Annotated in this window: 16 protein-coding genes; 11 read left to right on the forward strand and 5 right to left on the reverse strand. The window is 47.3% G+C overall.

Annotated elements, in window-relative coordinates:
- Positions 1–195: 195 nt before the first annotated feature.
- From BLCOC_RS06310 to BLCOC_RS06330, 5 genes are all read left to right on the forward strand, one after another.
- Positions 196–1,476: an ABC transporter substrate-binding protein gene (locus tag BLCOC_RS06310; RefSeq protein WP_115624742.1), complete on the forward strand. Its 1,281-nt coding sequence runs from the start codon at positions 196–198 to the stop codon at positions 1,474–1,476.
- Positions 1,477–1,676: 200 nt separating this feature from the next.
- The gene (locus tag BLCOC_RS06315) at positions 1,677–4,148 is read left to right on the forward strand and encodes a GH36-type glycosyl hydrolase domain-containing protein (RefSeq protein WP_115624743.1); all 2,472 of its coding nucleotides are present in this window, start codon (positions 1,677–1,679) and stop codon (positions 4,146–4,148) included.
- A 136-nt stretch (positions 4,149–4,284) separates the two neighbouring features.
- Positions 4,285–5,586 carry an ABC transporter substrate-binding protein gene (locus BLCOC_RS06320; RefSeq protein WP_115624744.1) on the forward strand — a complete coding sequence of 434 codons (1,302 nt, stop codon included), beginning with the start codon at positions 4,285–4,287 and terminating at the stop codon, positions 5,584–5,586.
- Positions 5,587–5,719: 133 nt separating this feature from the next.
- The gene (locus BLCOC_RS06325) at positions 5,720–6,622 is read left to right on the forward strand and encodes a carbohydrate ABC transporter permease (RefSeq protein WP_115624745.1); all 903 of its coding nucleotides are present in this window, start codon (positions 5,720–5,722) and stop codon (positions 6,620–6,622) included.
- 51 nt (positions 6,623–6,673) lie between these two features.
- Positions 6,674–7,564 carry a carbohydrate ABC transporter permease gene (locus BLCOC_RS06330; protein ID WP_115624746.1) on the forward strand — a complete coding sequence of 297 codons (891 nt, stop codon included), beginning with the start codon at positions 6,674–6,676 and terminating at the stop codon, positions 7,562–7,564.
- Between the two features lie 7 nt (positions 7,565–7,571).
- Here the strand turns inward: BLCOC_RS06330 and BLCOC_RS06335 are convergent, their stop codons facing one another.
- From BLCOC_RS06335 to BLCOC_RS06345, 3 genes are all read right to left on the reverse strand, one after another.
- Entirely contained in the window at positions 7,572–9,083 is a 1,512-nt protein-coding gene (locus BLCOC_RS06335) for a response regulator transcription factor (protein WP_115624747.1), read from the reverse strand.
- Positions 9,080–10,915: a sensor histidine kinase gene (locus tag BLCOC_RS06340; protein WP_115624748.1), complete on the reverse strand. Its 1,836-nt coding sequence runs from the start codon at positions 10,913–10,915 to the stop codon at positions 9,080–9,082. Before BLCOC_RS06340 ends, BLCOC_RS06335 begins: the two co-directional genes overlap by 4 nt.
- A 69-nt stretch (positions 10,916–10,984) precedes the next feature.
- Positions 10,985–12,052: a peptidyl-prolyl cis-trans isomerase gene (locus tag BLCOC_RS06345; RefSeq protein WP_115624749.1), complete on the reverse strand. Its 1,068-nt coding sequence runs from the start codon at positions 12,050–12,052 to the stop codon at positions 10,985–10,987.
- A gap of 193 nt (positions 12,053–12,245) precedes the next feature.
- On the opposite strand from BLCOC_RS06345, the gene BLCOC_RS06350 reads away from it, so the two are divergent.
- Complete coding sequence (locus tag BLCOC_RS06350) at positions 12,246–18,068, forward strand: FIVAR domain-containing protein (protein WP_131918285.1); 5,823 nt, start codon at positions 12,246–12,248, stop codon at positions 18,066–18,068.
- 123 nt (positions 18,069–18,191) lie between these two features.
- On the opposite strand, the gene BLCOC_RS06355 is transcribed toward BLCOC_RS06350, so the two are convergent.
- Together BLCOC_RS06355 and BLCOC_RS06360 are read right to left on the reverse strand one after the other, a co-directional pair.
- Positions 18,192–19,400 carry a levoglucosan dehydrogenase gene (locus BLCOC_RS06355; RefSeq protein WP_115624751.1) on the reverse strand — a complete coding sequence of 403 codons (1,209 nt, stop codon included), beginning with the start codon at positions 19,398–19,400 and terminating at the stop codon, positions 18,192–18,194.
- Between the two features lie 17 nt (positions 19,401–19,417).
- The gene (locus BLCOC_RS06360; protein WP_115624752.1) at positions 19,418–20,332 is read right to left on the reverse strand and encodes a sugar phosphate isomerase/epimerase family protein; all 915 of its coding nucleotides are present in this window, start codon (positions 20,330–20,332) and stop codon (positions 19,418–19,420) included.
- Positions 20,333–20,622: 290 nt separating this feature from the next.
- On the opposite strand from BLCOC_RS06360, the gene BLCOC_RS06365 reads away from it, so the two are divergent.
- Genes BLCOC_RS06365 through BLCOC_RS06385 form a run of 5 tightly spaced genes read left to right on the forward strand, consistent with a single transcriptional unit; the run spans position 20,623 to position 26,309 of the window.
- Positions 20,623–21,435 carry a sugar phosphate isomerase/epimerase family protein gene (locus BLCOC_RS06365; protein ID WP_029470150.1) on the forward strand — a complete coding sequence of 271 codons (813 nt, stop codon included), beginning with the start codon at positions 20,623–20,625 and terminating at the stop codon, positions 21,433–21,435.
- A 22-nt stretch (positions 21,436–21,457) separates the two neighbouring features.
- The gene (locus BLCOC_RS06370; protein ID WP_115624753.1) at positions 21,458–22,657 is read left to right on the forward strand and encodes a substrate-binding domain-containing protein; all 1,200 of its coding nucleotides are present in this window, start codon (positions 21,458–21,460) and stop codon (positions 22,655–22,657) included.
- A gap of 11 nt (positions 22,658–22,668) precedes the next feature.
- Positions 22,669–24,165, forward strand: coding sequence for a sugar ABC transporter ATP-binding protein (locus tag BLCOC_RS06375; protein WP_115624754.1), 1,497 nt, complete (start codon positions 22,669–22,671; stop codon positions 24,163–24,165).
- Complete coding sequence (locus BLCOC_RS06380) at positions 24,146–25,108, forward strand: ABC transporter permease (protein WP_018594249.1); 963 nt, start codon at positions 24,146–24,148, stop codon at positions 25,106–25,108. The genes BLCOC_RS06375 and BLCOC_RS06380 overlap by 20 nt, the downstream gene beginning before the upstream one ends.
- 25 nt (positions 25,109–25,133) lie before the next feature.
- Positions 25,134–26,309, forward strand: a complete 1,176-nt coding sequence (locus BLCOC_RS06385) for a Gfo/Idh/MocA family protein (RefSeq protein ID WP_018594248.1) — start codon at positions 25,134–25,136, stop codon at positions 26,307–26,309.
- The last annotated feature ends 127 nt before the right edge of the window (positions 26,310–26,436 follow it).

The raw sequence follows: 26,436 nt of genomic DNA on the forward strand, positions 1-26,436 counted from the left end.
GCGGAATTATCCCGATGTTACGGTAAGATTTATTGTATGATTTTATCATCTGTTTGGGAAAAAGACAAGAAATAATCAATTTTGCTGTTAAGCAGAAGTTCACAAAGTCTCTTTGAGTATTGTGACAAGTTAGTGTATAATTATGGTAGTGAAAAAATCAGAGGATCTGAACTTGGCAAATAGAGAGGACAAAGGATGAGGGCAAGGAAATTTTATTTGTATATGACTCTGCTGCCGTTGGTGCTTTCAGGGTGTGCCGCAGCAGACTGGCAGGAAACAGCCATGAAAGAGCAGGCGCCTGTGACGGTCACGGCAACAGTAAAGCAGTCCCGCTATACCAGAGGATTGGAGAAGATGATCGAAAAGCTTTCACAGGAAGAGAACATAATCGTGGAGTGTCAGGTGGTTCCGGATGAGCAGAGCAGCAGTATCATAAAGATGCGCGCCTCTTCTTATGAACTGACCGATATGGTGGACAGTAACTTTCCGGATCTCTACAATCAGATTGACGCCTCAAAGTACCTGGAAGATCTGAGTGATGAGACATGGGTAGAGAAATTAAAGCATCCGGAAATTGTCACATACCAGGATAAGGTCTATGCTTTCCCTTTCCAGTCTATGCAGGGGATCCATGGCATGGTCTACAATCAGGAAGTATTTGAACGTGCGGGAATTGAGAAAATCCCTGAGAGCTGGGAGGAATTGCTGGAAGTATGCGAAACCATCAGCAGGGAGCTGCCGGATGTTGTGCCGGTGTGCATGGCAAAGGAGAGCTGGATCACACAAGTGCTGCCGGCAGATGCAATGACAAAAGCTCTGGGGATCACCGGGAGTGAACAGTATGCCCGGGCGCTCATGGACAAAACCATAAAGTGGACGGACATCCCCGCATTTTCAGAGGTTCTGGATCACTATATGGAATTATTTTCAAAGGGCTATGTGAATGAGGATTATCTCTCCTTTACTTATGAGAATTGTGTGGAAGCGGTGGGAAACGGTACGGCAGCAATGCATTTTAACGGCAGTTTTTTTGCTGGAGAGGTACAGGATCAGTATCCAGGTGCTCGGCTTGGCATGTTCAACGTGATCATGCCCAATGCGGCGGAGGATATGGCTACGGCAAATATGTACTCCGTGGGCTTTGCACTGTCCAATACATCAAAAAAGAAGGATGTGGTAAAAAAGATTTTTCGTCTGTGGTCCACACCGGAATATGCAGACCTTTATTTCAGAGATACACCTGGTTTTCCCGCTTTTGATGATGTGGACGGGGGCAGCACCCCGTATTATCTGGCTGATATGAAAGAGAAATATATTGACAGCGACATGGTATCCGGTGATTTTCTTAGTAAGTTTGATTCAGGGAGGGATAAGATCATGGATTACCTGTGGATCTATCTTCTGGAAGAACCGAAAAAGCAATCCCTGAACGGCAGGGAGATATTGGAACGGTTTCAGACAGATTATGAGCAGTAAAATTTAATATCGTGCAGTTAAATAGCATCTGAGCAGCATCTGAGAGATGATATGGCCCTTGTCAGGCGGACAAGGGCCACATCACTTTCAGGTGCTGTTTTTTAGATAATCCATGGTGATATTTATATTCTGTCTATGTTCAGAGCCGCGCTTTGTCACTATAATTCTGGAATAGTACAAATGATCAGGAGGAGATTATCATGGATACAATCAACGGAAAATATGGCCAATTTGATCTGTCACGGCCTGCCACCTATATCATACACGATTTGGGTATGGAGACTTCCTGGGAGTATATCTTTCAGAACCGGGAAATACTGCTCAGATTGGATCAGTATGGACCGGTAGCGGCACAGGCCTATCCCCCCGGGGATATCATGCTTTTTAAAAGGGAAAAAGATGACAAGTATTCAAAGTGGCTGGTATGGATCAAAGGGGATTGCGTGAACCGGGGAATTCCTTTTAATAACTTCTGCCGTCCGGCTATAGGTCCGGGGGCAGATGAAGGTCCGGAAAATTTGAAGATCACATTTCAGCCTCATATGGCAAAGTACAGCTATGAGATAGACGGTCTGGAGGTGAACACCACATTTTTTGTTCCGAGAAAAGGGACTGATATCGTTATGAAATTCCGCATAACGAGCCACAGGGAGGAGGTAGCAGATCTCTCCGTGACACCTGCCATGCTTCCTTACGTCAACCCGGCCCAACTGGCACCGTGGGACAGACCGGAGTGGTATGTAAAGACCGGAGCGGGAATGGAAAAGGAACTTGTTTTCTGGTCGCAGTTATGGAATCCCCAGGCGGTTCCGGGCAGCAGGCGTGCTGCCACGCTGTGGAGCAGCAGAGAGAATATGCAGTCCTTTGATGTCTCAGCAGAAAAATTCTGCAGCAGCACCGATTTTAATCATCCCTGCAGTCTTTACAGGGAGCATCTGCGCCTGGGTCGGGAGTGCCTGGAATCATATGGGGTACATGGTGAAGAGAATACCGTATGCGGTTATCCGTCGGTCTATGCCGCCCAGTATAAGATCTCACTGAATCCCGGTGAGAGCAGAGAGATAACTCAGGTTCTGAGTTTTTTGCCTCTGAATGAAGAACATCTTCTGCCGGATCTTGCAGCAGCCAGCCGCCCGTTAAAATATTTTGACCGTCAGGTATTTGACACAGAGGTGGAGGTTCAGCGGCGGTTTTATGAGGGACTGTGCGGAAAATGGGGAATCCGGACACAGGATAGATTTTTTGACCACTATATCAATACCTGGCTGCCTTTACAGATGTACTGGACGGCATCCCTTGACAGAGGGTGGCCTACGGGGATGCGGGGCAGCAGGGACTGTGCAAATGATTTTATGGGAGAATTATTTTTTGACTCAGGCTGGGCGAAAAAAATTCTGCTGCTGCTGTTGGAGTGTGAACGTGAAGATGGGTGGATCCCGCGGCAGATAGGGACAGCGGGGAGGAAAGGACGCCATGATCTGAGGGAATTTGTAGACGCAGGGGCATTTGCCCTGGAATTTGTATATGAATACCTCTGCTTCACAGGAGATGAGGATATTCTGAACGAAACGGTACAATGGCTGGGCGACGGGCAAAAAAGCAGTGTATGGGAGCACTGTCTCAGAATATTATCCTATTATACGGACCCGGAAAATATTGGTAAGCATGGCTTGTGTAAAATCAGAGGCGGAGATTGGCTGGATGCGGTGAACAACGCCGGACTTAAGGGACGCGGAGAGAGTGTGATGGTAACAGCCCAGGTTATATTGGCCATCGACTATGTGCAGGAAATCGCAGCGTCATATGCCCTGAGCATTCCGGATCCGCAGAAGATTTCCGATGCGCGTGATCAATTTGAGGCTGCTCTGAACCGGGAAGCATACAACCCGTCTGGTTTTTACAGCGGCGTATTTACAGATAATGGGGAGTGGCTGTTTTCCCACAAGGATCCGGATGGAGAATGTCGTCCGTATATATGTGCCAATGCCTATGCAATCGTGTGCGGCACTGCAGATACCCGGCAGCGGGAGAGTATCCTGGAACATTTTGGCAGGCTAAAGTCGGAGTCGGGATATCGGCTATTTGCCCCTGCTCTGGGGAGAAAGCCCGTATCCTGCGCGGGAAGACTCGGAAGCGGAGACGCCTTTGGGGGGCTGTTTGAAAATGCCAGCCCTTACAATCACGGTTCCCACGGATTCCTGGGCAGGAGCTTCTCTGTGATGGGCAGAGGAGAAGAACTGTATGAGACATTACAATATCTTCTGCCTTTTGATCAGCAGAAGCATAACACGGTTCAGGCCATGACTCCTCCGTATGCTATTGTGAACTGCTGGCAGGATATTCCGCTGTTCAAAGGCAGGGGAGGTATGACATTCCTCACCGGTTCCATAGCTATGGCGATCCGTTTGACCTATCAATGGATGTTTGGCATCAGACCGGGTCTTGAGGGGCTTATCCTTGATCCCTGTCTTTCGGAATCCATGACAGGGGCAGAGGTGAGCTTCAGCATAAGGAATAAGAAAATCCTGCTCCATATCAGCGGACAAGAAGACAGCCGCGTACGCATCAACGGCATGCCGTACAGCCACGAAAAATATCTGAAGCGGGAGCGGAGAAATGCGGTGTTTATCCCATATGAGGTACTGGAACCGGAAAATGAAATATGGGTATGATCTACCACAGGGCAGGAAATCTGTTACCAAATATCCATGTCCGCTGTTCTAATCTGTCTATGTAAATCAGTACCGCGATAGAATAAAATGAAGTCATCAGATAACTGATAGAAAAACAAAACAGGAGGAGAATATAATGCAAAGAAAATTAGTAAGTGTGCTGCTGGGAGCTGCTCTGCTGGGAACCATGTTCACCGGATGCGGACAGCAGGCAGACGCCGGTCAGGCAGAGAGTAAAACAGAGTCATCAGAAGGTACATCAGGGTCCGCAGAGGAAGAGTCCAAGGACGCAGACAAGATCGTATATTGGTCCATGTGGGATGCCGGCTCCCCACAGGCTGTTGCCATTCAGGAAGCCATTGACGCTTACTGCGAGGAGACAGGGAATGAAGTACAGGTGGAGTGGAAGGGCAGGGACATCGCATCCCTGATCAGTTCCTCCATAGATGCAGGGGAAGACATTGACCTCTATGAGGACGATTACATGAGGATGTCCACGATCCACAGCACTTATGCCATGGATCTGGAGGAGATGGCCAAGGCGGCAGATTACGACAATAAGTCCAACAAGGCACTGACAGGGTCCGTGCGAAATTGGGCCGGTTCTCTGAAAGTGATTCCTTATCAGCCATATGCCTCCGGTGTCTTTTATAATAAGGAAATCTTTGACGAGGCTGGCGCACAGGAGCCGGCAACCTGGGATGAATTTTTGGATGTATGCGAGAAGATCAAACAGGCCGGATATACACCTCTGGCTCTTGATGACGGCTACGTGTCACTGAATCTGGGATATGCGCTGGCGCGCTATATTGGCCAGGATGGTGTGAAAGATGTGGTGAATAATGGAAACTGGGCGGAGAATCCCGGCGTGCTGAAGATGGCAGAGGATATGCAGACTTTGGTGGAAAAGGGATACCTGTCTGACGCCGCACCGGAAGCCTTCCCCGAAGGCCAGAATGCAGTGGGATTTGAGGAGACTGCCATGGTTGTAAATGCGTCATGGATACCGAATGAGTTAAAAGAGAGCACAGAGTGCGAGTTTGAGTGGGGAATGTTTTCATATCCCGCAGTGGAAGGCGGTACAGACGGAACGGAAGCAATGATGATCGGCGGGCAGGGAATATCCATAAACGCTAAATCAGAGAATGCTCAGGCAGCGTTTGACCTGGTTATGTTCCTTACTACCGGAGAGTATGATGCAAAAATCTCTGCTGCTACCAATGCCATACCATCAGACCCCAACAATAAGGAATGGCCGGAGATCATAAAGAACTGCCGTATTCCGTTTGAACAGGCAGCAAAGGGATACGAGTGGGCGGCCGGTATGGAAAATAATACGGATTTCACTCCTACCATTGTAGAATGGGGCTCTAAATTATTCTCAGGTGCATGCAGTGCACAGGAATTTGTAGACGGGCTTGAGGCTGCCAGCAAATAAAGACAGACAGGAGGGCTGCAGCACTGATGATTCCCAACCTCGCTCTGAGGCAGATGGTTCGGGATTTTCAGTGTGGCAGCCCCTTGAATTCTGATGCGGGAAAGCTTCGATCAAAACAAGGGAGGTTATTTGGTTGAAAAGAGATAAGAAAATGATGGCGGTATTTTTGGCGCCTGCACTCATATTGTTTTCTACAGTATACATCTATCCCATTATCAGGACGATCCTGATGAGTTTTTTCCGGGTGGAACGTGCCAGCTCTGCGCTGTCCGACGGTGGTTTTTCCGGGCTTTTAAATTATCGGAAGGTGTTCTCGTCGCTAAGTTTTGTCACTTCCATGGAAAATATAGCTAAAATATGGGTGATAGGCGGAGTCGTTGTGATGGTCCTGGCCTTGATGCTGGCAGTGATACTTACCAGCGGTATAAGGTTCAAACGTTTTTATCGGGCAATGATATATATGCCCAACATTATCAGTGCGGTGGCCCTGGCGTCCATGTGGATGTACTATGTGTTCAACCGGAGATTCGGACTGCTGCACAATGTCTTTGACGCTTTAGGTCTGGAAAATCTGGCGAAGATCAACTGGCTGGGCGAGGATATGAAGTTCTGGTCTATGCTGGCAGCCTTTTGCTTCGGCGCTGTGGGCTATTATATGCTGATCTTTATCAGCGGGATTGAGAAAATTCCTGCGGACATCTATGAGGCAGCCACCATTGACGGAGCCAATAAAGTGGGCCAGTTCCGGCACATAACGCTGCCGCTGCTGAAGAGTGTGTTTAAAATGAACCTGACTTTTTGGAGTATCAATACCATATCTTTTTTCGTTTGGACGAAAATGTTTTCTCCCGTTACGACGGAGAACAGTACCATCGTTCCGATCATTTATGTGTTTGATCTGGTTTTCGGAAATAAAACCTCCAAGACTACGGATGCGGGAGCAGGAGCTGCTGTGGGATGCATTCTGGCGCTGATCGTAATGGTCATATTTGCCTTGCTGAACAGGCTGCTCAAGGACGATGAGCTGGAATTATAAAGAAGCGTATGCAGGCCTGTATTACGACTGAATACTGAAAGGATTGGAGATATGAGGGAAAAAATAATAAAAAAGAAAACAGAAAAAGAGTTCCGGCAGCCGTTCAATTGGAAAAAAGAAGTCCGGCTGCTGCCCGGATACCTGGTGGTCAGTTTATGGGTTCTGTTTACCATTGCCATATTGGTATGGATCTTTGCAGCCAGTCTTTCCACCACGAAGGAAATCTATCAGGGAAATGCGCTTAAATTCCTGTCAGGGTTTCATTGGGAGAACTATGTAAACGCATGGCAGCTGCAGAATGTATCTATATACTTCCTGAATTCTTTTATTTACGCAGCTGTTTCCTGCGTGCTGCTGGTATTGATCGGCGCGCCTGCCGCCTATGTCCTGGCCAGATATACATTTTTGGGAAACAAGGTGATGAAGAGCGGACTGGTCATGGCTATGAGCATACCTGCAATTATGATCATTCTTCCGCTTTTGAATATCACCACAGGACTTAAACTGAATGGTTCCAGAACCCTGCTCATCTTTCTGTACACGGCAGTAAATATACCCTATACGGTGACTTTTCTTCTGAACTTCTTCAGCACCCTGTCAAAAAGCTATGAGGAAGCTGCTGCGCTGGACGGCTGTACCCAGATCAAGACATTCTGGAAGATCATGTTTCCGCTGGCACAGCCGGGTATCATCACCGTGACAATTTTTAACTTTATGACTGTCTGGAATGAATATTTTATGTCTTTGGTTTTTGCAAGTGTGGATTCAAAGAGATCTGTGGGTGTGGGACTGTACACCATCGTTGCGGCTATGAAACAGAACGGAGATTACGGGGCATTGTTTGCGGCGGTGATCATTGTATTCCTGCCTACATTTTTACTGTACATATTCCTGTCTGAAAAAATTATCGCAGGTGTTACAGGCGGCGGAGTAAAGGGGTAACTTATAGTTACCCCTTTACTCCCTGTTCCCGGTATTGACTGGGAGAATAGCCTGTGGCATTCTTAAATACTCTGGAAAAATGGAAGGGATCGGGATAACCTACAAGAAATGAGATATCCTTTACCTTCAGTTCCTCGTCTTTTAACAGCTCCTTGGCTTTTTCTATCCGGATCTGCTGGATATAGTCGGATGGGGAAAGCCCTTTATAGGATTTGAACAGACGGCTGATGTAGGAGGAGACAAGACCGAATTTGGCTGACAGCGTCTGGTTGGTGATGGGTTCTGTTATATTTTCCAGGATATATTGGTCAATGGCAGCTAAAAGCTTGGTCTTGTCATCTGTCTGCACAAACGCGTCTGCCTGAAAGAACGACAGCAGGATTTCATAAAGCTGGGCGGAAAGCTCCCGGTAGGCAATACTGTTGGATATGGCTTCCGAGATGGAATATTTCAGGCCTGAGAAATCCGTATGCGGAGAATGTTTCTTGATGATAAGCATCATACCGTCCAATACAATTTCCAGATTGTACTGTGTGATGGGGGATTTTTCAAAGCCATTTATTAAGCTGACCATTTCTTCTGAAAACTCCCTGTATTTTTTCAGACCCAGAAGAAAAATCAATTTGTTTTCAAAATCAGATGTAGTTGAGTACAGCAAAGATGAGCTGCTGTTTGGCATGAGAATACCGGATTCCCCGAATACCAGGCGTTTGCGGATGATTCCCTGAAGATTTCTGATGGTGCTGTTCACGTTTTTCAGAGAGGGAAACGGCTGGCTGGTAATGCAGGTGACAGGAACACCCTGTCTGCCGGCCAGCTTTTCGTACAGTGCATGGATGGCATCCGACGCGTAGTCCGCATCAGGGGCGGAAAAGATGAGGATCTTTTCGGAATCGTTTTTTCCGTTGATCACCCACGTGAACTCCTGCTGGAAAAATGAGGTGGGAAGTTCTGATGACAGATCCGCCTGATTCCAGAAGGAGTATCCGTAGGACAGGCAGTTAAATCCTGTCAGAGGATAGGAGCCGGCATAAAACAGGGTGATATAATAGAGAGAATCCTTGGGGGCCAGGGAACACCCGGAGATATCCGTATTGTGGTATACAGCAGACTGAATCAAACGGCTGTTGTTTTCCCTCCGTTCCTTCTCCACTTCAGCGGTAAGTTTTTCAAGAAGATCGACCAGTTTTGCGGCGTTTATGGGTTTGATCAGATAGTCGGCGGCATGGTACCTGAGTGCCTGCTGTGCGTAGGCAAATTCCTGATAGCCGGAGAGGATCACGGTGCGGATGTGAGGCATATGTTCACTGACATATCTGCACAGGGCAATTCCGTCCATGACGGGCATATTGATATCCGTAAAAATAACATCGATTTCTGTGTCTGCTAACAGGGTCAAAGCCTGTTCGCCGTTATACGCAGTTTCTGTCACCTTACAAAGGGGACTTGCCGTCTCGATAGCCTTGCTGATACTGCGAAGGATTGGCGGTTCATCTTCTACAACCATAACTTTGATCATATCGTTCCTCCCATAATGATCACAGCCCCTCCGCCCGGTGAATCAGACAGAGTGAGCACCATATTTTCGTGGTACATGATTTTTAGACGCAGCAGGGTATTTTTATAACCAAGGCCGCCGATCTGCAGCCTTTTAGTTTCCTGCGCAGCCATTTCTGCGGAAGTGCCGGACACGGCTTTCTGAATGTTTTCGATAAAATCGGAGGTGAATCCGATGCCGTTGTCACTGATCCGTATCCGCCAGCCATTGTCCTCATAAACCTTTATCTCTATCCGCCAGGGCGGATTTTTTTGTTTGAACCCATGCGTAAAACAATTTTCAAGGATGGGATGCAGGATCAGTTTGGGCACAATGGTATCCTTGAGTGCTTCACATTTTTCTATAGAATAACTGAACAAGTCTTCGTACCGGGATTTCATCAGCCGCAGATATGATTCGGAATACTCCAGCTCTTTCCAAAGAGTGCAGGAGGTTGACTGGTAGGAGGTGGTGAATCTCAGCATGGAAGACATGTCTGCGCAGATCATAGCGACTTTTTCGGGGTCGTTCTCCTCTGACGCAGACTGGATCAAAGCAAGTGTATTGTGTATAAAGTGGGGATTTACCTGTGCCTGCAGAGCCAAAAGGCTGGCTTCCAGTTCATTGGTGTGGGCCAGGACCAGTTCCTGGAAGGACTGGTTTAACTTGGCCAGCATACCGTTGAAGGTATGACGGAGTACCTCCAGTTCATTGCTTGAGTCCGAGGGGATCAGTTCCATTTCCATATGGTCAATATTGACCGTCTTCATGGATTCCCGGATCTGTATCAGTGGTTTGGTCATATGACGGATCACAAAAATCTGAAGGGAGCATACTGCGAACACGATCAGGATCAGGACACAGACCACCAGCGTGATGAATGAGTTCAGAGGCCGAAGGGCATCTGCCCGGTCTTGGAGTACCACCAGCGTCAGGCCATCCAGCTCCCGCAGATTATAACTGCCGGCAAGCACGTCTGAGGACAGACCCGTATAAACTGCATCTGATGAGGCGGGATATTTTTCCAGGACATTCCGGCACAGTGTCATTCTTTCGTCTGCCTCTTTTTCTTCCTCGCTGAATGGATAAATGTCTGACCCGCTGTTGCGGTCAAGCAGATAGCAGTGAATGGCCGGATCTGAAAAGTTCAGCAGGCTTTCTACTTTTTTCGCGGACTGCTGTATCTCCACATAACCATATGAAACGTGCTCAAAGGAGTTATAATCTTTGATCTCCCGGATAACGGAGAAGGTAAGGTTGTCCGAGGGATCGGATGCGTTGGTCACATTGAGCAGAGGGTCGTTTTCAGGCCCCATGAAAAGTTTTCCGTGATTCTGCCGGAGTGCATCGCGGATGGAGACACTCCGGCTGCTGTTCACAAATGACTGGATCCTGTCGGTTGAGGTGTTCAGCGTGCCGGTGTAGATAAAATCCTGCTGATCATTGTACAGACATATTCTGGAGATACTGTAGTCCTCAAAAATATAGGAACATATGGTATCGTTTAGCTCTCTGGAAGAGATATGCCCTGTCTCAAAAAAATTGCCGGGGGCATCGGGGATGGAGGCAAACGTGGAGATCACCGTAGGATTGGTGGAAAGATGCAGGGCGGCTTTGTCCATATTTGCAAAAAAATCATCTAATTGTTCACCTGCTTTGGTGGAGAGTATCTCCATATTGCTTACAGCCTTGCTGCGCTCCGTATCCGCTACAAACAGATAGAAATAAGCCAACAGCCCAAAGGTCAGAAAGCTGATCAGAACAATGTTGAATAAAATGATTTTCGTTGGAAAATTTAATGATTTCCGCTTCATAGGGGTTACCTCCCGGCAAATAGAGAATGCTTTTTGATATTATATCATTTTTAAAACTTCAGCGGAAGATTAGATTTCCCCGTTTGTGATCCATTCGATATCTGCTGAGGATTTTTGCTGCTTCAGATAGCTGTTCAGCTTCTTTTCATGATAGAGGCTTTTTGTTACATTTTTCACCTCCTCGAATGGCTGATAGCCGTTGGCTGTCCGTTCCGTGCACTGGATGAGGGAGATATTGCCGGAGACGTCGGTCACGTATGCGGTCCCGCCCTCCTCCAGTTGTTCGGCGGCTGACAACAGCTCCGGCATAGTTCCCGAGTCTGCTTTCCGGTTTTTATCCAGAAAAGCCTGACTGCGAAGGTCCAGTTTCAGTTCTGAGGCTGTCTTCTCGGCGCTGTCTCCGGATTCCAGCATCCTGCGGGCTTTTTCAAGCAGACCCTCCGGACCGGAAATCTCAGTTTCAGTGGACAGGGAATCTTTCGGCGTAAGTACGGCTATATGGATATCGTCCGGGATCCGGAAGTATGTATTCTTTATCTCCTCATACTCCTTTTGCAGAAGGGACTCATTGACCGGCCACATCTCATCTCCGCACTGATCCAGAAGATCGCTATATAGATTGGACATAAAATAGTCGTAATAAATGTCGGGGGTATATTCCACCGGACCATAGATGACGCCCCCGGCAGCATGAACCTCTTTGCGTCTTTCATTTTCCAAAGAGAGGCTGCTCAAAACGGCCTCGTAACCAATGTCTGTGACCAGGTCCTTTTCCAGCGCAAGAGATTGTATCAGTCTGGCCTCCACACATTCGTCAAGCGCTGCGTTTTTTAATTCCTCGGAGGGATTTTTCCCGCTGACCAAGTAGTCTTCATCCCAGAATTCGGATGAAGATAAGTCTGCCATACCGGATCCGGCAAATTCCTGATATATTTTGGTCCTGTTTTTCTCCAGATAAAAGTTAAATTCATCGTCAGAAACCGGCATGTTATTTATGACACATACACTGTTATCCGGTATTTTCCGAAGGCCAAAACCAGCCCTGGCGTAATGCAGGAACAGAGCTGCCAGCAGGGCAGTCAGGAGGCATCCGGCACTCACAAGTAAAAATAACCTGATTTTTTTTTCCTTTTTCATAGGGGTTCTCCTCTCAACGGCTGAAAATGTTCTTCTTTATTAACATACCCGGAACGGGCTTAAAAAGCCATGGATAAAATGCAATAAAATCCATGTAAATTTTTCTCATTTTTCCATGGGTTTTTTCTGAAATGTTAAATATACTGTTTCTGAGCTGACAAAGACTCAAATACGATCAAAGGAGGAAAAAGTGGTGAAAAGGAAACACAAATGTGCAAAATGGTTCACATCGCTTCTCGTAATTATCCTGCTGCTGCAGTCCCTGATGGGACAGGTAGTCTATGCCTCTGTGCAGGGGCCGGGCCCAATGCAGGAGGTGACGGAAAGCCATGTGGAAGCACCCTCACCAGAAAAGGATTCGGAAAAGGATTCGGTAGAAGAAGCCGAACAGGACCCGGCTCCGGATACGGACGCAGAAACAGACACACATTATGCGGATCCGGAAAATGGAGATGACGCTTTAGACGGCGGGACAGAAGCCACGGGAAGCGGCATGGAAATGCCTTCACCGGAGGCGGAACCGGCAGAAGCAGCCGAACAGGACCCGGTTCCTGCCGCGAACGCGGGAACAGGCACGTACTATGTGGATTCAGAAAACGGGGATGATGCCGCAGACGGTATGACAGAAGCGACAGCATGGAAAACATTGGACAGAATAAACCAGATGCAGTTCAAGCCCGGCGATGAAATCCTGTTAAAACGTGGAAGTGTATTCAGCGGACAACAGCTAAAACCCAATGGAGAAGGAACGCAGGAGGAGCCTATCAAGCTTTACGCATACGGTGAAGGCAGCCTGCCGCTGATCCAGGGCAATGCAGAGAATCTGTACGCGGTCCATTTTGTCAATACACCCTATTGGGAGGTATCGGATATTGAAGTGACCAACTGGGGTGAGGAGGACCTGAAGGGACGGACCGGTATTGTCGTTCAGGCGGAGAATTATGGGACGCTCAACCATTTTTACCTGAGAAATGTGTTGGTTCATGATGTAAATGGTGACAGCGTAACAAAGGATTATGATAACGGCGGAATATATTTTGGGATAAGAGGCCAAGACACGCCATCGAAATTCAATGATATCCTGTTGGAAAATGTGACGGTCAAGGATGTAAACAGGACCGCTATCTCAGTGGGAGCCACGTCATTTTCAGGACTGTATAATGACCATGCCGTCGGTGAGGGCTATGGGCAGGAGGTTATAGACCAGTATTCCAGCACAAATGTGATCATCCGCAATTGTTACATAGAAAATGCCGGCGGTGATTCTATCGTGACGTTGTACTGTGACAGTCCGGTGGTAGAATACAATATTTCCAATGCAGGCTGTGCCACATCCGGGGAGGCCGGACAGTACAGCGCGGGAATATGGCCATGGAGATGTGAGGATGCCCTGTTCCAGTATAACGAGGTGTACAATTCAAAACCCAATGGAGATGGACAGGCTTGGGATTTGGATTGGGCCAACCGTACGCTGTATCAGTATAATTATTCTCACGGTAATACCGGAGGAGCATTGCTGATCTGCAAGGAAGAATCCAATTATGGTATGTTCAGATACAATATCAGCCAGAACGATACGTATTTCTTTGACCATACATATACAGGCGGCAGTACGGCGGTAATACATAACAATACCTTCTATGCAGGACCGGATACGCAGGGGGTAGACCGCTACAGCAGTACGAACACAGAACCGAAGATCCTGCTGGCCAACAATATTTTCTATAACGGTGAGAGTACGAACAGGAAGCCGGTATGGCAGGATGGTTCTCTGAATTATTACAATAATCTATACTATGGATATGATGCCATACCAAACGATAACAGGGCAGTGAGCGGAGATCCGCTTCTGCGTGCGCCCGGCACGGGAAATGCAGTCGGCGCAGTACAGGATAACGCTGATCACACGGCAATGGCACAGGGATATGAACTGCAAAAGGGTTCACCGGCTATAAACTCCGGTGTCTTTGTGGAATATGCTATGGTTCAGATGTTTGGAGAGGATAAATTCCACGCAGCCGCCGCAGAAGCAGATTATTTCGGCAATGCGCTGTATAACGGGGAACCTGATATAGGTGCCCATGAATTCAGCCTGATCGATTACGGTAAGACAGAACCACATATGCCGTATAAAAACGGCGGAGGGTCCGGGGGACCGGGGATAGAGGCTCCGGTGATCGCCAACGCGGACTATGAAGATACCAAACAGCATGCAAGCGGTCAGCCCTGGAATCAGGGGTGGAGCGATACTCCGGTAAAGCCGGCTGTTCTGCAGCTTCCGGAGGATACACATAACTGGGTGGGGGCAATGCCGGCAGGTTCAAAAGGAGCCATAAACCAGACGATCGCGGTGACACCCAATGCAGATTATATCTTGAAGGTATGGGCGAAAATTGATGCGTCGGATGAAGAGATGAAGACGATCACAAATCCGCCGCTGATCAACTGTGAATTTTTGGGCGGGGGAAGTAAAACGGCATCCATCACAACAAACACCTGGCAGGAATATACATTGAAGTTAAGTGCAGGTTCTGCAACTCAATTGCGCCTGGGTCTGCAGAACTACGGAAAAGAAAATAGGTTTGCCTGCTATGCAGATGACTGGGAGATCACAGCAGAACAGAAAGATCCGGAAGGGGCATATCCGGAACAGAGCGGAACGGATAAATCTGTTCTTGCCACACTTATCGCTGATGTCCGCTACGATCTGGCCAACGGCACATACGATGATAAGACACCGGAATTCCGGCAGAGGCTGACAGAGGCTGTGGATCGTGCGCAGACAGAAGTGATGGATGATCCGGATGCTGGGCAGGAAGAGGTTGACAAGGCAGTCACCCAGATCAGGGATATCCTGAACGAAGAGGCACCTCCTGAAAAAGAACCCACTGCTTATTACGTGGATTCAGAGTCCGGAGATGACAGCAATACCGGAACCTCCCAGGATGCGCCATGGAAATCTCTATCCAAGGTGAATGCACAGGTTTTCAATCCCGGAGATCAGATTTATCTCAAGAGAGGCTCTGTGTTCACGGAGGAGCAGTTGAAGCCCCTGGGAGAAGGCAGTAACGATCAGCCGATCATTCTGGATGCGTACGGTGAAGGAAATCTGCCGCTGATCCAGGGAAACGGTAAAGTGGATATCGCCGTTCATTTTGTGAATACACCATATTGGGAAGTGTCCAACATAGAGGTCACGAATCAGGGTGAGGAGAAAAAGGACGGCCGTACCGGTATCATGATAGAAAATAATCAATACGGTATTCTGCGGCATTTTTATCTGAAGGATGTGTATGTTCACGATGTCAACGGAAGTGACAACGGAAAAAATATGCAGAATGGCGGTATCTATGCGAGAGTATACGTAGACAAAAATGGAAAAAGCGACTATAGGGAATTCAATCCCACCAAGTTTGAGGATCTGGTCATTGACGGAGCCAGGGTGGAAAATGTAAACCGTGTGGGCATTTCCGTGGCATGCAACGATGTGGGATACCTTTATAATGAGTGCAGCGCACAGTATCCGGAGGATCTGATAGAAAACTTTTCCAGTACCGATGTGGTGGTGAGAAACTGTTATATAAAGAATGCAGGCGGAGATTCCATTATAGCCTACCATCTGAAGGGCGGGCTGTTTGAATATAATGTATCTGATACTGCAAGCCAGACTTCGGGAGCTGCAGGACAGTACAGTGCGGCCATGTGGCCCTGGAGATGTGTCGACACGGTCTACCAGTATAATGAGGCTTTTGATACCCTGTACAATGGAGATGCACAGGCGTGGGACTGCGACAGTTCCACCAATACCTTATTCCAGTACAATTATTCACATGGAAACATGGGAGGCTGTGTGATGTTCTGCAGAAGTGAGGCGATAAACAGTGTTTTCCGCTATAATATCAGCCAGAACGATTATTATTTTATAGATGACAATGCAGGATCCCCGACGGCCATGATATACAATAACACATTCTACGGAGGGGATAATACACTGGATGTTATGAAGTGGAACAATGCCGATTCAAAGCTTCTGCTGCAGAATAATATCTTCTATAATGGAAGCAGCGATCCAAAGAGCAGGACGCCGCGATGGAATTCTGTGGGAGCGGTCTATTACAACAACCTTTACTATGGATACGACACTAAGGCAAATGATCCGCGGGCAATTGCAGAGGATCCTCTGCTGAAAGCTCCGGGAACGGCTGAAAACGGCCGGGATACTGCCGGAGGTTACCAATTGACTAAGGGTTCCCCCGCTATTAACGCAGGTGTATTTGTGGATTCAGCGCCGATGTTCGGAGACAGGCAGTTTGCAGCGGGAGGAGACACGGATTATTTTGGAAATGAACTCTACAATGGAGATCCGGATATAGGTGCCCATGAATTTGCAGAGATAGAGTATCCGGAGATCACACCCCACGCTCCCTGGGGAATAACAGAGGGAACGGGATATCAGCCGGAAGCCGGCGCGGAAGTTTCTCAGCCGGATAATCCGGGGTATGAAGAAGGTACAACTGGCTGGAAGGCAGTGGTTTACGATAAGGACAGTAAGGACGATCAGGATCCGGCCTCATATGATGCGTTTACAGCAGAGGGAAAGGGAAGAGACGGAGGTGCTGCGGCCTGCATTCCTGCCAAGTACAGGGGCGGCATTGAGCAGAAGATCACCGGTCTGGAGCCAAACACAAGCTACAAAGTAACTGTTTGGGGAAGGATTGATTCGGATGACATTCCTTATAACACATTGACCATGCTTGAAGTAAAGAATTTTATAAAGCCGGGAACCGGACAGGAAGCCGGGGAAAGGACCGGTTATGCTGCCAGAGCGAACATTAACAGCAATGAGTATCAGAAGGTTTCTGTAATGTTTACAACGGATGCGGAGTCGGATTCCGCGGTACTTAGGTTTAAAAAGGACTGGGATCAGTGGACAGCCCCGGTGGATTACGATGTATATGTGGATGACTGGAGCATTGAGCTTGTAAGTACAGACTCTCTCGATTTTGGGGAAGTGGACCAGGCAGATCCGGCAGCCTTGTATACGCTGATCACGGATGTGAGGGCGGAAGGATACCAGGAAAAAGATTATACATCCGAAAGCTGGAATGCGTTTGCAAAAGCATTGAAGGAGGCAGAAGATCTGTATGGTTCTTCCATGGAGAATGTGACACAGCAGCAGGTAGATCAGGCGGTGGCAGCTCTGAAAGCCGCGGCAGAAGGGCTTGAGAAAGGGACTCCGGGTGAGCCGGAGCCAGAACCGGAACCGGAACCGGAGCCAGAACCAGACCCAGGACCGGAACCGGGACCAACCCCACCGGAGAACCCGGAAGTAAATATCACCCTGGAGATCAGCAGCGAAGACGGCCTGCCTCAGATGAGCATTGACGAGGATATAGACCTGCAGGAAATCTTCCTGACAAAAGAGGAACGGCTGGAGGCAGCAAAAGGCACTCCGGTCAAGATTCAGATCCTGGTTCAGAAAGCGGATCCCAGTGATGCGGAAAAGGCACTTCTGAAAAATCTGCCGGACGGATGGAAATCAGGAGACCTCTTGAAGATCCGGGTTTTGAAACAGATCGGAGACGCTCAGCCCGTGGAAATGAGCCGGTTAAACAAAGCAATGGCATTTACCTTGGCGGTACCTGACAGTCTCAAGGCTCCCGCAGGCGTGAATCGAACCTTTGGACTGTATCATCTGACAGACAGCGGTGCAAAAGTGCTCAAGGATCTGGATAAGGACGCGGATACTGTGAAGGTAAAGACAGACAGTATTTCTCTGTTTGCAGTAGTCTATAAAGATGCAGCAAAAAGTGGAGACAAAGACGGCAGCAAAGATGGCAGTACATCGGGAAAACGGCCGTCAAGCGGCAGCTCCTCGGGCAGCCAGAAGACAAAAACGGTTGCTACCGGAGATGATACAGCGGTATTTGCTGTGGTGTTCCAGCTTGTGCTCGCACTCGGAACAGGGGCAGCAGTCTTAAAATGGAGAAAAAAATCAGGCACAGCGAAGCATTGACCATATTTTAGCGGGTCAGGCTTTGGATAGACATCTGGTATGTTCGTCATAAGAAAAGAGGACTTTCGTCTCAGCGATATTGAGGCGGAAGTCCTCTTTGTATTTTATCAGTTTTTCAAAGCCCTAAAACACAAAATAACACGGATCACTGTCCGCACATAAATCTTTTACATCAGTCCATTCATGTGTCTGGGCCGATTTTAAAATGGCATCAGAGATCAATTCAACAGCATACCCGTCACGGAAATTGGGAACGGGTTCTGTATCCTCCTGTAAAGAGCGGAAGAAATCATAACATTCAATGATCTTTGTTTCAGTGTACCCGATGCCCAGGGCGGGGATGGGCCACAATCCGCTTCCATAAGGATGGTTTGGACCTGTGTATACCGTGCGGAATCCCCGTCTGTCTGCAGCATCGCCGGCAAAGCAGACCTGAAGCTCATCACGGCGTTCGTAGTTAAAGAAAATGGACCCCTCTGTCCCGTGGATCTCAAAAGTGATATAGTTATTTCTTCCCCAGGCGTTTCTGGTAGCTTCGATGCTTCCAAAAGCGCCGTTTGTGCATTCCACCATAAATATGCACTGATCATCCACGTCCACCGCTTTTTTAGGAGTATTCTGTTCCACACGCGCGTTGCCCAGGCTGTCAGACATACCGGTCTGCAGCGGTCTTTCTTTGATGTAAGTTGCTGTCCGGGCGTTGACCCTTTTAAAATCTCCTACAAGAAAGCGGAGCATGTCTACCACGTGGGTTCCGATATCGCCCAGGGCGCCGCTTCCGCATATATCTTTTTGAAAGCGCCAGGACAGAGGAGAATCGGGATCGGCAGACCAGTCCTGAAGATAGGTACCGCGAAAGTCAAGGATTTCGCCGATGGCACCTTCGTCAATATATTTTTTGGCAAGCTGTACCGCGGGTGTTTTCCGGTAGTTAAATGCCACCATGGTTTTTACATGGTTCTTTTTTGCGGTCAGATACATTTCTTTTGCCTCATCGGAGGTCAATGCAAGAGGCTTTTCACAGATAATGTGTTTTCCTGCTTTTGCTGCGGCAATCGCAATTTCAGCGTGTACATTATTAGGTGTGCAGATATCTACAACAGAAATTTCCGGATCATTTATGATATCATGCCAATCTGTGGAATAAGCCTCGAAAGCCAATTTTTCTTTGGCATCTCTGGCAACGGACTCATTCATATCTACGATCATTTTTTTTACGGGGATTGCGGGAGCCGGCCAAAAAAACATGGGCATACCGGCGTATGCGATAGAGTGTGCCTTGGCCATAAAACCGGCTCCGATAAGTCCTATATTTATTTTCTCTGGTTTCATAGATATACTTTCTCCTTTCAAATAACAAATTGTCTCATATAGCGGTTGGAAAGCCGGAGAGCATTCAGTATCTGTTCGGAAGAGCTCTCAAAGGCTTTATCTTCTATTTCAATACAGCTATAACCGTTGTAGCCGATATCGGTCAATGCGGATACATATTTTCCCCAGTTTACGTCCCCGAGTCCCGGGAGTTTTGGTGACATATAGTCTAAGGGGTAAGCCATAGTTCCCACATCCTCCAGTTTATCCCGGTAAACCTTTATGTCTTTATAGTGTACATGGAAGATTTTTTCTTTGAACTCGTATAAGGGCTTGATGTAATCCATCTGCTGCCAGACAAAGTGGGAGGGGTCATAGTTTAAACCGAAATGATCACTTGGGATCAGATCAAAGGCCTTACGCCAGATCGCAGGGGTGGTCATAAGGTTCTGTCCGCCTGGCCACTGCTCGGGGCCGAAAAGCATGGGGCAGTTCTCGATAGCTATTTTTACGTTATACTGTTCTGCAAGTCTGATAATAGGTGTCCACACCTCTTTAAAGATGGTCAGATTCTCCTCTATGGTCAGATTCTGGACACGGCCGATAAAGGTAGTGATGGTACTGACATTTAATTTTGGAGCAGCGATGATCATAGCCTTTAAATGCTCCACTGCCTTTTGGCGCTGGGTAAGATCATCGGAAATGGTGTTGGGATAATAGGCCAGTGCGGATATGGCAACATTTTTTAAAAGGCAGTATTGTTTAATAGAAGCAATCCTGCTTTCGGTAAGTGCTTCAATATCAATATGTGTGATTCCCGCATAACGTCTGGCTGCTTTTTCTTTTGGCCAACAGGCTGCTTCAACACACTCATAACCAAGTTCTGAGGCGGTGTCAATGACCTCTTCAAAGGAAGAGGATTCAAGTATTGAACTGATAAATCCAAGTTTCATAAATAGATTCCTTTCTGCAAGAATGACACAGCGCTTGTGCGCTGCAAGAAGTATGTAACAATAGCAAAAATGATTTGCGCAAATTTTTATATAACCTATTATGAGGGGGAGGAGAGAAAAAGTCAATGTGTGAAAAGTGACAATAAGAAGTGTACATGATTGTGGAAATATGCCAAAATATAGAAGGATTTAAAAAAGATATTGACGAATAAAACCAAACGAGGTATGATTGCTGCATCAAGAAAATTTGCGCAAATTTAATAAAAAGCACAAAAATGGAGGTATAGTACATGAGAGTTGGTTATATGACAAATGGTTTCGGTCCCCTTGTAGGGGATGGCGCCGGTGTGACAAGTGTTAAAGATATCCGGTATCTGACTATGGGTAATGATGAGGAGATTCTGAAAAGCATAACAGAGGTAGGCTTCAGAAGCATTGAAGTCCTGGAAGGCAACCTTACAAAATATTGTGATGACCTTTCGGTGCTGAAAGACATGCTGCAAAGGTATTCGGCAGAAATGATGAGCGTCTGTGTGGGAGCAAACTTTATATATCAGGATGCTTTGGAAGATGAAATGTACCATATGGAAACGGTTGCCAAGGCGGCAAAGGAAGTAGGCGTTACATATATAGGAATCTGCGGAGGAGCGATCAGAGGAAAAGGGATTCGGGAGGAAGATTACACACTGCTGGGAAAAGGGCTGGATATGGCTGCTCAGGTGTTTGGGGAATACGGACTGAAAGCGAGCTATCATCCCCATCTCGGCTCCATGGCAGAGGCGCCGGAACAGATTGATAAATTGTTTGCCAGAACATCTATTGATATCTGTCCTGATTTAGCGCACCTTGCAGCGGGCGGAGGAGATCCCCTGGAAATCGTAAAGAAATATTATGACAGGATCTCCTTTGTACATTTAAAAGATCTGGATAAAAATGGGTTTGCTCCTCTTGGTACCGGAAGTATTGATATTGACGGGGTTCTTGATTTCCTGAAACAGAAAAATTACAGCGGGGATTATCTTGTGGAAGTAGATGGATATGCCGGTGATCCGGTTTCCGCGTGCAGGACTTCTTATGAGTATCTTAAAGGTAAACTTGTTTAAAAAAAGAAAGGGCAGGTAGAGTATGAAAAGAAAATTGGTAAGTGTGGTATTGGCTATAGGAATGATCGGGACAATGATGGCAGGCTGCGGAAATTCCGGAAATTCTGCAGATAGTTCAGATACGGCAGCAAAGACCCAGAACGGTACAACAGCGGATGCAGATATAGAAAAAGAGACAGATGCCGGGGATAAGGCTGTTCAGGCCGGAGACGGTAGTAAAATCTTGTCAACAGGTCCGAACGGAGAAGCGGCTGCGCCGGCATCTGATATTACGTTGACAGAGGAAGAGAAGCAGCAGATCCGCGATGGCGGATACAAAGCGGCGATCTCACTTCATTATGGGGGAAATGACTGGGCAACCTCCCAGTTGGAAGGTTTAAAGGCTACATTTAAAGATCTGGGGATAGAAATTGTTGCCACCACGGACGCAAATTTTTCGGCAGAGCAGCAGGTATCAGACATAGAAACTATCATGGCAAAAGATCCGGATGTCATCATCAGTATTCCGACAGACGCCACAGCTACTGCCGACGCGTTCAAGAAAGCGGCAGATGAAGGGATCAAGCTGGTATTTATGGACAACGTTCCGTCAGAGATGACAGCGGGAAAAGATTATGTGAGCTGTGTATCTGCAGATAACTATGGAAACGGCTGCGTTGCCGCTGAATTAATGGGCGAAGCTCTTGGCGGAAAAGGACAGATCGGAATGGTCTATTATGATGCAGACTTTTTTGTGACAAATCAGAGAGACCAGGGTTTTAAAGAGACAATGGCAGCAAAATATCCGGATATTGAGATCGTGACAGAACAGGGATTTACAGATGAAAATGGATGTTCCGAGCAGGGAGATGCCATTTTAACACAGTACCCTATGATCAATGGTATCTATGCGAGCTGGGATGTTCCCATGGAGGGGGTACTCTCCTCTGTAAAGGCAGCGGGATTGACCGGAGATGATGTGAAGCTTACGACCATTGACTTGGGGAATAATATCGCCAAAGAAATTGCAGAAGGCAATGTTGTGGGACTGGGTGCACAGCTTCCGTATGACCAGGGTGTTGCGGAGGCGACACTGGCGGCATATTCTCTGCTGGGAAAAGAGGCGCCGGCATATGTTGCGGTTGCGGCAAAAAAAGTAGACGGATCCAATATCCTGGAAGCGTATAAAGATGTCTACCATGTTGAGGCGCCGGACTGGCTGCAGGAAGCAGCAGGCAGATAAGGAGGGAGAAAATGAACCCATATGTGCTGCAAATGCAGGGGATTGAAAAATCTTTTGGAGTACCGGTGCTCAAAGGCGTTGATTTTTCCTTGAAGAAGGGGGAAGTTCATGCTCTGGTTGGCGGGAATGGAGCCGGAAAATCTACACTGATGAAAATTATGACAGGTGTTTACACCAAGGATGCCGGGAAGATTTTGGTCAATGGACAGGAAGTATCCATACAGGACACCCACGATGCGAAAAAGAACGGAATCGGAATGATATTTCAGGAATTGTCTCTCATTCAGAGTATGACAGTGGAGGAGAACATCTTTCTGGGTGCGGAGATCGTTGAAAAGGGAATCCGTAAAACTTCAGATATGACAAGACGCTCCTGTGAGGTTCTGGAAGAATTGGGGATCGAAGTGAACCCAAAGGAGATGGTTGGTAATCTGAGCGTGGGTTTAAGCCAGATGGTCGAGATTGCAAAGGCTATGGAAAAAGAGGCCAAGATCCTGGTGCTGGATGAGCCTACAGCGTCCTTATCAGATGCAGAGACCACACAGCTTTTTAAGATGATGAAGGACCTGCAAAATAAAGGGGTTTCCATGATCTACATTTCCCATCGTATGAGTGAGATCATGGAGATCGCGGACAGTATATCAATATTGCGGGACGGTAAAATTGTACATACCAGCCGGATCTCAGACATCACTATGGATGAGATCATTGCTCATATGATGGGGGAGAATACAGGGAAAAAATTTGACTGGATTCCCAGAACATATGACAAGGACGGCCCTGATCTGCTGAGCGTAGAGCATCTCAAAATAAACGACAGGATATCAGACATTTCTTTCAGTTTGAAAAAAGGAGAGATTCTGGGATTTGCCGGTTTGATGGGAAGCGGAAGGACAGAGATTTTGGAGACTTTGTTTGGGATCAGGAAACAGGAAGGGGGAGTCGTAAAGCTGAACGGCAAAACGATGAAGATAGGAAACCCCACAGAGGCTGTTAAGAACGGTTTTGCACTGATTCCAGAGGACAGAAGGAAAAAGGGGCTTGTTCTGATCCACTCTGTAAAAGAAAACGCCATTTTGCCGAAGGTGGCAAGGCTGAGAAAACACGGAGTATTTGTTGATGAAAAAATGGCTGATGAGATGGTGGAAGATAATGTCCGGAAGCTCAATATAGTGACAGATGATATTCATAAGAGGATCAATCTGCTGTCCGGAGGCAACCAGCAAAAGGTAGTCCTTGCCAAGTGGATGAATATGCGGCCGGAAGTCATGATGCTGGATGAACCCACTGCGGGCGTTGATGTAGGTGCGAAAGCAGAGATCATCGCGCTGATGAGGGATTATGCGGAGGAAGGAAAGGGTGTTTTGTTTGTCTCATCGGAACTGGCGGAGCTTATGGCAGTATGTGACAGGATCATCACCATATATGATGGAAGGATCACTGGAGAGATGGATAGGAGCAAAATAGATTCAGAGGAGGAATTACAATATGCAATCCAGCAAAAATAAAAAGAATATACAGTGGGATAAGTATATGGTTTATATTATTTTCACCGCTGTGTTCATACTGTTTGCATTGATCCTGGGGAATAAAGGCTTTTTGCAGCCCAGGAACCTGATCAATATTCTGAGGCAGACAGCAATGATATCCGTTATGGCGGTTGCCGGCGTTTTTGTCATGGCAGCGGGGCAGATCGACCTGACGGTGGGCGCAGTAACCGCCATGACGGCAATGCTGGTTTCTCTTGTCCTGCAGGCTACAAACAGTATTCTGCTGGCACTGGTGACTGGCTTGGGATTTGGCGTGGTCATTGGCTGTATAAATGGGCTGCTGGTTACAAAGCTGAAGCTTCCGGCTTTTCTGGCCACCCTTGGTATCATGGAGATCGTAAGAGGTGCTGCCATGTGGATCACCAATACCGCCGCGGTTCCCATTGGAAATAAAACTTTTTGCAATATTTTCGGGATCGGGAGCGTTGCGGGGATTCCGGTGCTGGTTTTGTGGACTATCCTGTTTTATATTATCGGAATTCTGATCTTTAACAAAAGCGCATTTGGCAGACATGTTCTCGCCACAGGCGGAAATGAGAATTCTGCGGTCTACAGTGGTATTAAAACAGACAGAGTGAAGATCATTGCTTTTACCATGTCAGGCGCATTTGCGGCGTTTGCGGGGATCATGTATGCGGCACGTATGCAGGCGGGAAGATATTCCTACGGCGACGGCGATGAAATGTCTGTTATCGCTGCGGTCGTATTGGGAGGAACTGCAATGTCGGGCGGCACCGGTTCCGTGATCGGAGCGCTGTTTGGCTCCGTGCTTATGGGGATGATGAATAACGCGGTCATCCTTGCAAATCTTAGTTCTGCGCAGCAGACAATGATCAAAGGCGGAATTATAATCCTGGCGGTTGCCATCAGCAATCTCAGCCGAAGAAAAAAGAACAATTAAAAAATATTTTAAGGAGGATTCGATCATGAAAAAATTAAATGTAGGATTAGTAGGAGCAGGTTTTATGGGAAAGGCACATGTGGTGGCGTATTCTAATATGCCGAAATTTTTCTGGCCCGCCCCGGCAGTACCTGTATTAAAAACAGTCTGTGATATTGAGCCGTCTATCGCGGAAGAAGCAAAGGACAGGTTTGGATTCCAGGCGAGCTGCACAGATTGGCATGATATTATCAATGATCCTGAAATTGATGTTGTAAGCATTTGTACACCAAACAACGTCCATGCACCCATCGCTATCGCTGCGCTGCAGGCAGGCAAACACGTTATTTGTGAAAAACCCATCGCATCTAACCTGGATGATGCAAAGGCAATGGCGGATGCCGCCAAAGAAGCAGCGAAGAACGGCATTGTAAGTATGAATGCGTATCAGTATCGCAGAGTTCCTGCGATCGATCTCGCTAAAAAATTTATTGACGAAGGAGCAGTTGGGGAAATTCTGAATATTCGTTGTACATATCTGCAGAGCTGGTCCGCAGACCCGGATTCCCCCTTGTCATGGAGATTCCAGAAGGATATTGCAGGGGCAGGAACTCTGGGAGATATTGCATCACATGTTATTGACATTGCCCAGTATCTGGCCGGTGACATTGAGGAAGTAGTCTCTATGGTAAAAACATATATCAAAGAAAGGCCTGTACAGGAAGGCGGAGTGGACCTGCTTGGCACTGTAAAGCTGGGCGCAGATGCCCCCAGAAAAGAAGTGGACGTGGATGATGAAGATTCCTTCCTGGTAAAGTTTAAAAACGGAGCTGTCGGCAGCATTGAAGCAACCCGTAATGCGTGGGGCAGAAATAACTTTATCACCATGGAGCTGCACGGAACAAAGGGCAGCATTGCATTCAATTATGAAAGACTGAACGAATTGCAGGTATGCTTTGCGGATGATCCGGATGACAGAAGAGGATTCAAGACAATTTATACGGGACCGGCGCATTTCCACGGAGAAGTAACCTGGAATATCCCCGGTATGAATATCGGTTACGGCGAACTGAAAACCATAGAGATGTATGAGTTTATAAAGGCGGTCACAGAGGGGTATCAGCCCAGTACCAATTTTGAGGTGGGATACCGCGTGGAGAGAGTCTGCGATGCGGTTATGAGATCAGCGCAGAATAAAGCATGGATGAAAGTTGAAGATTAAAAAGACAGAGCAGGAACCGTTTGCGGTTCCTGTTTCTTTTGTTACGAAAATATTCCCGAATTTGCGCAACAAATTGACTTTTCTTTTGGGTAATTGTATAGTAGTAATATACTGTAACTACACACGG

Source organism: Blautia coccoides (assembly GCF_034355335.1).
GTDB lineage: Bacteria > Bacillota > Clostridia > Lachnospirales > Lachnospiraceae > Blautia > Blautia producta.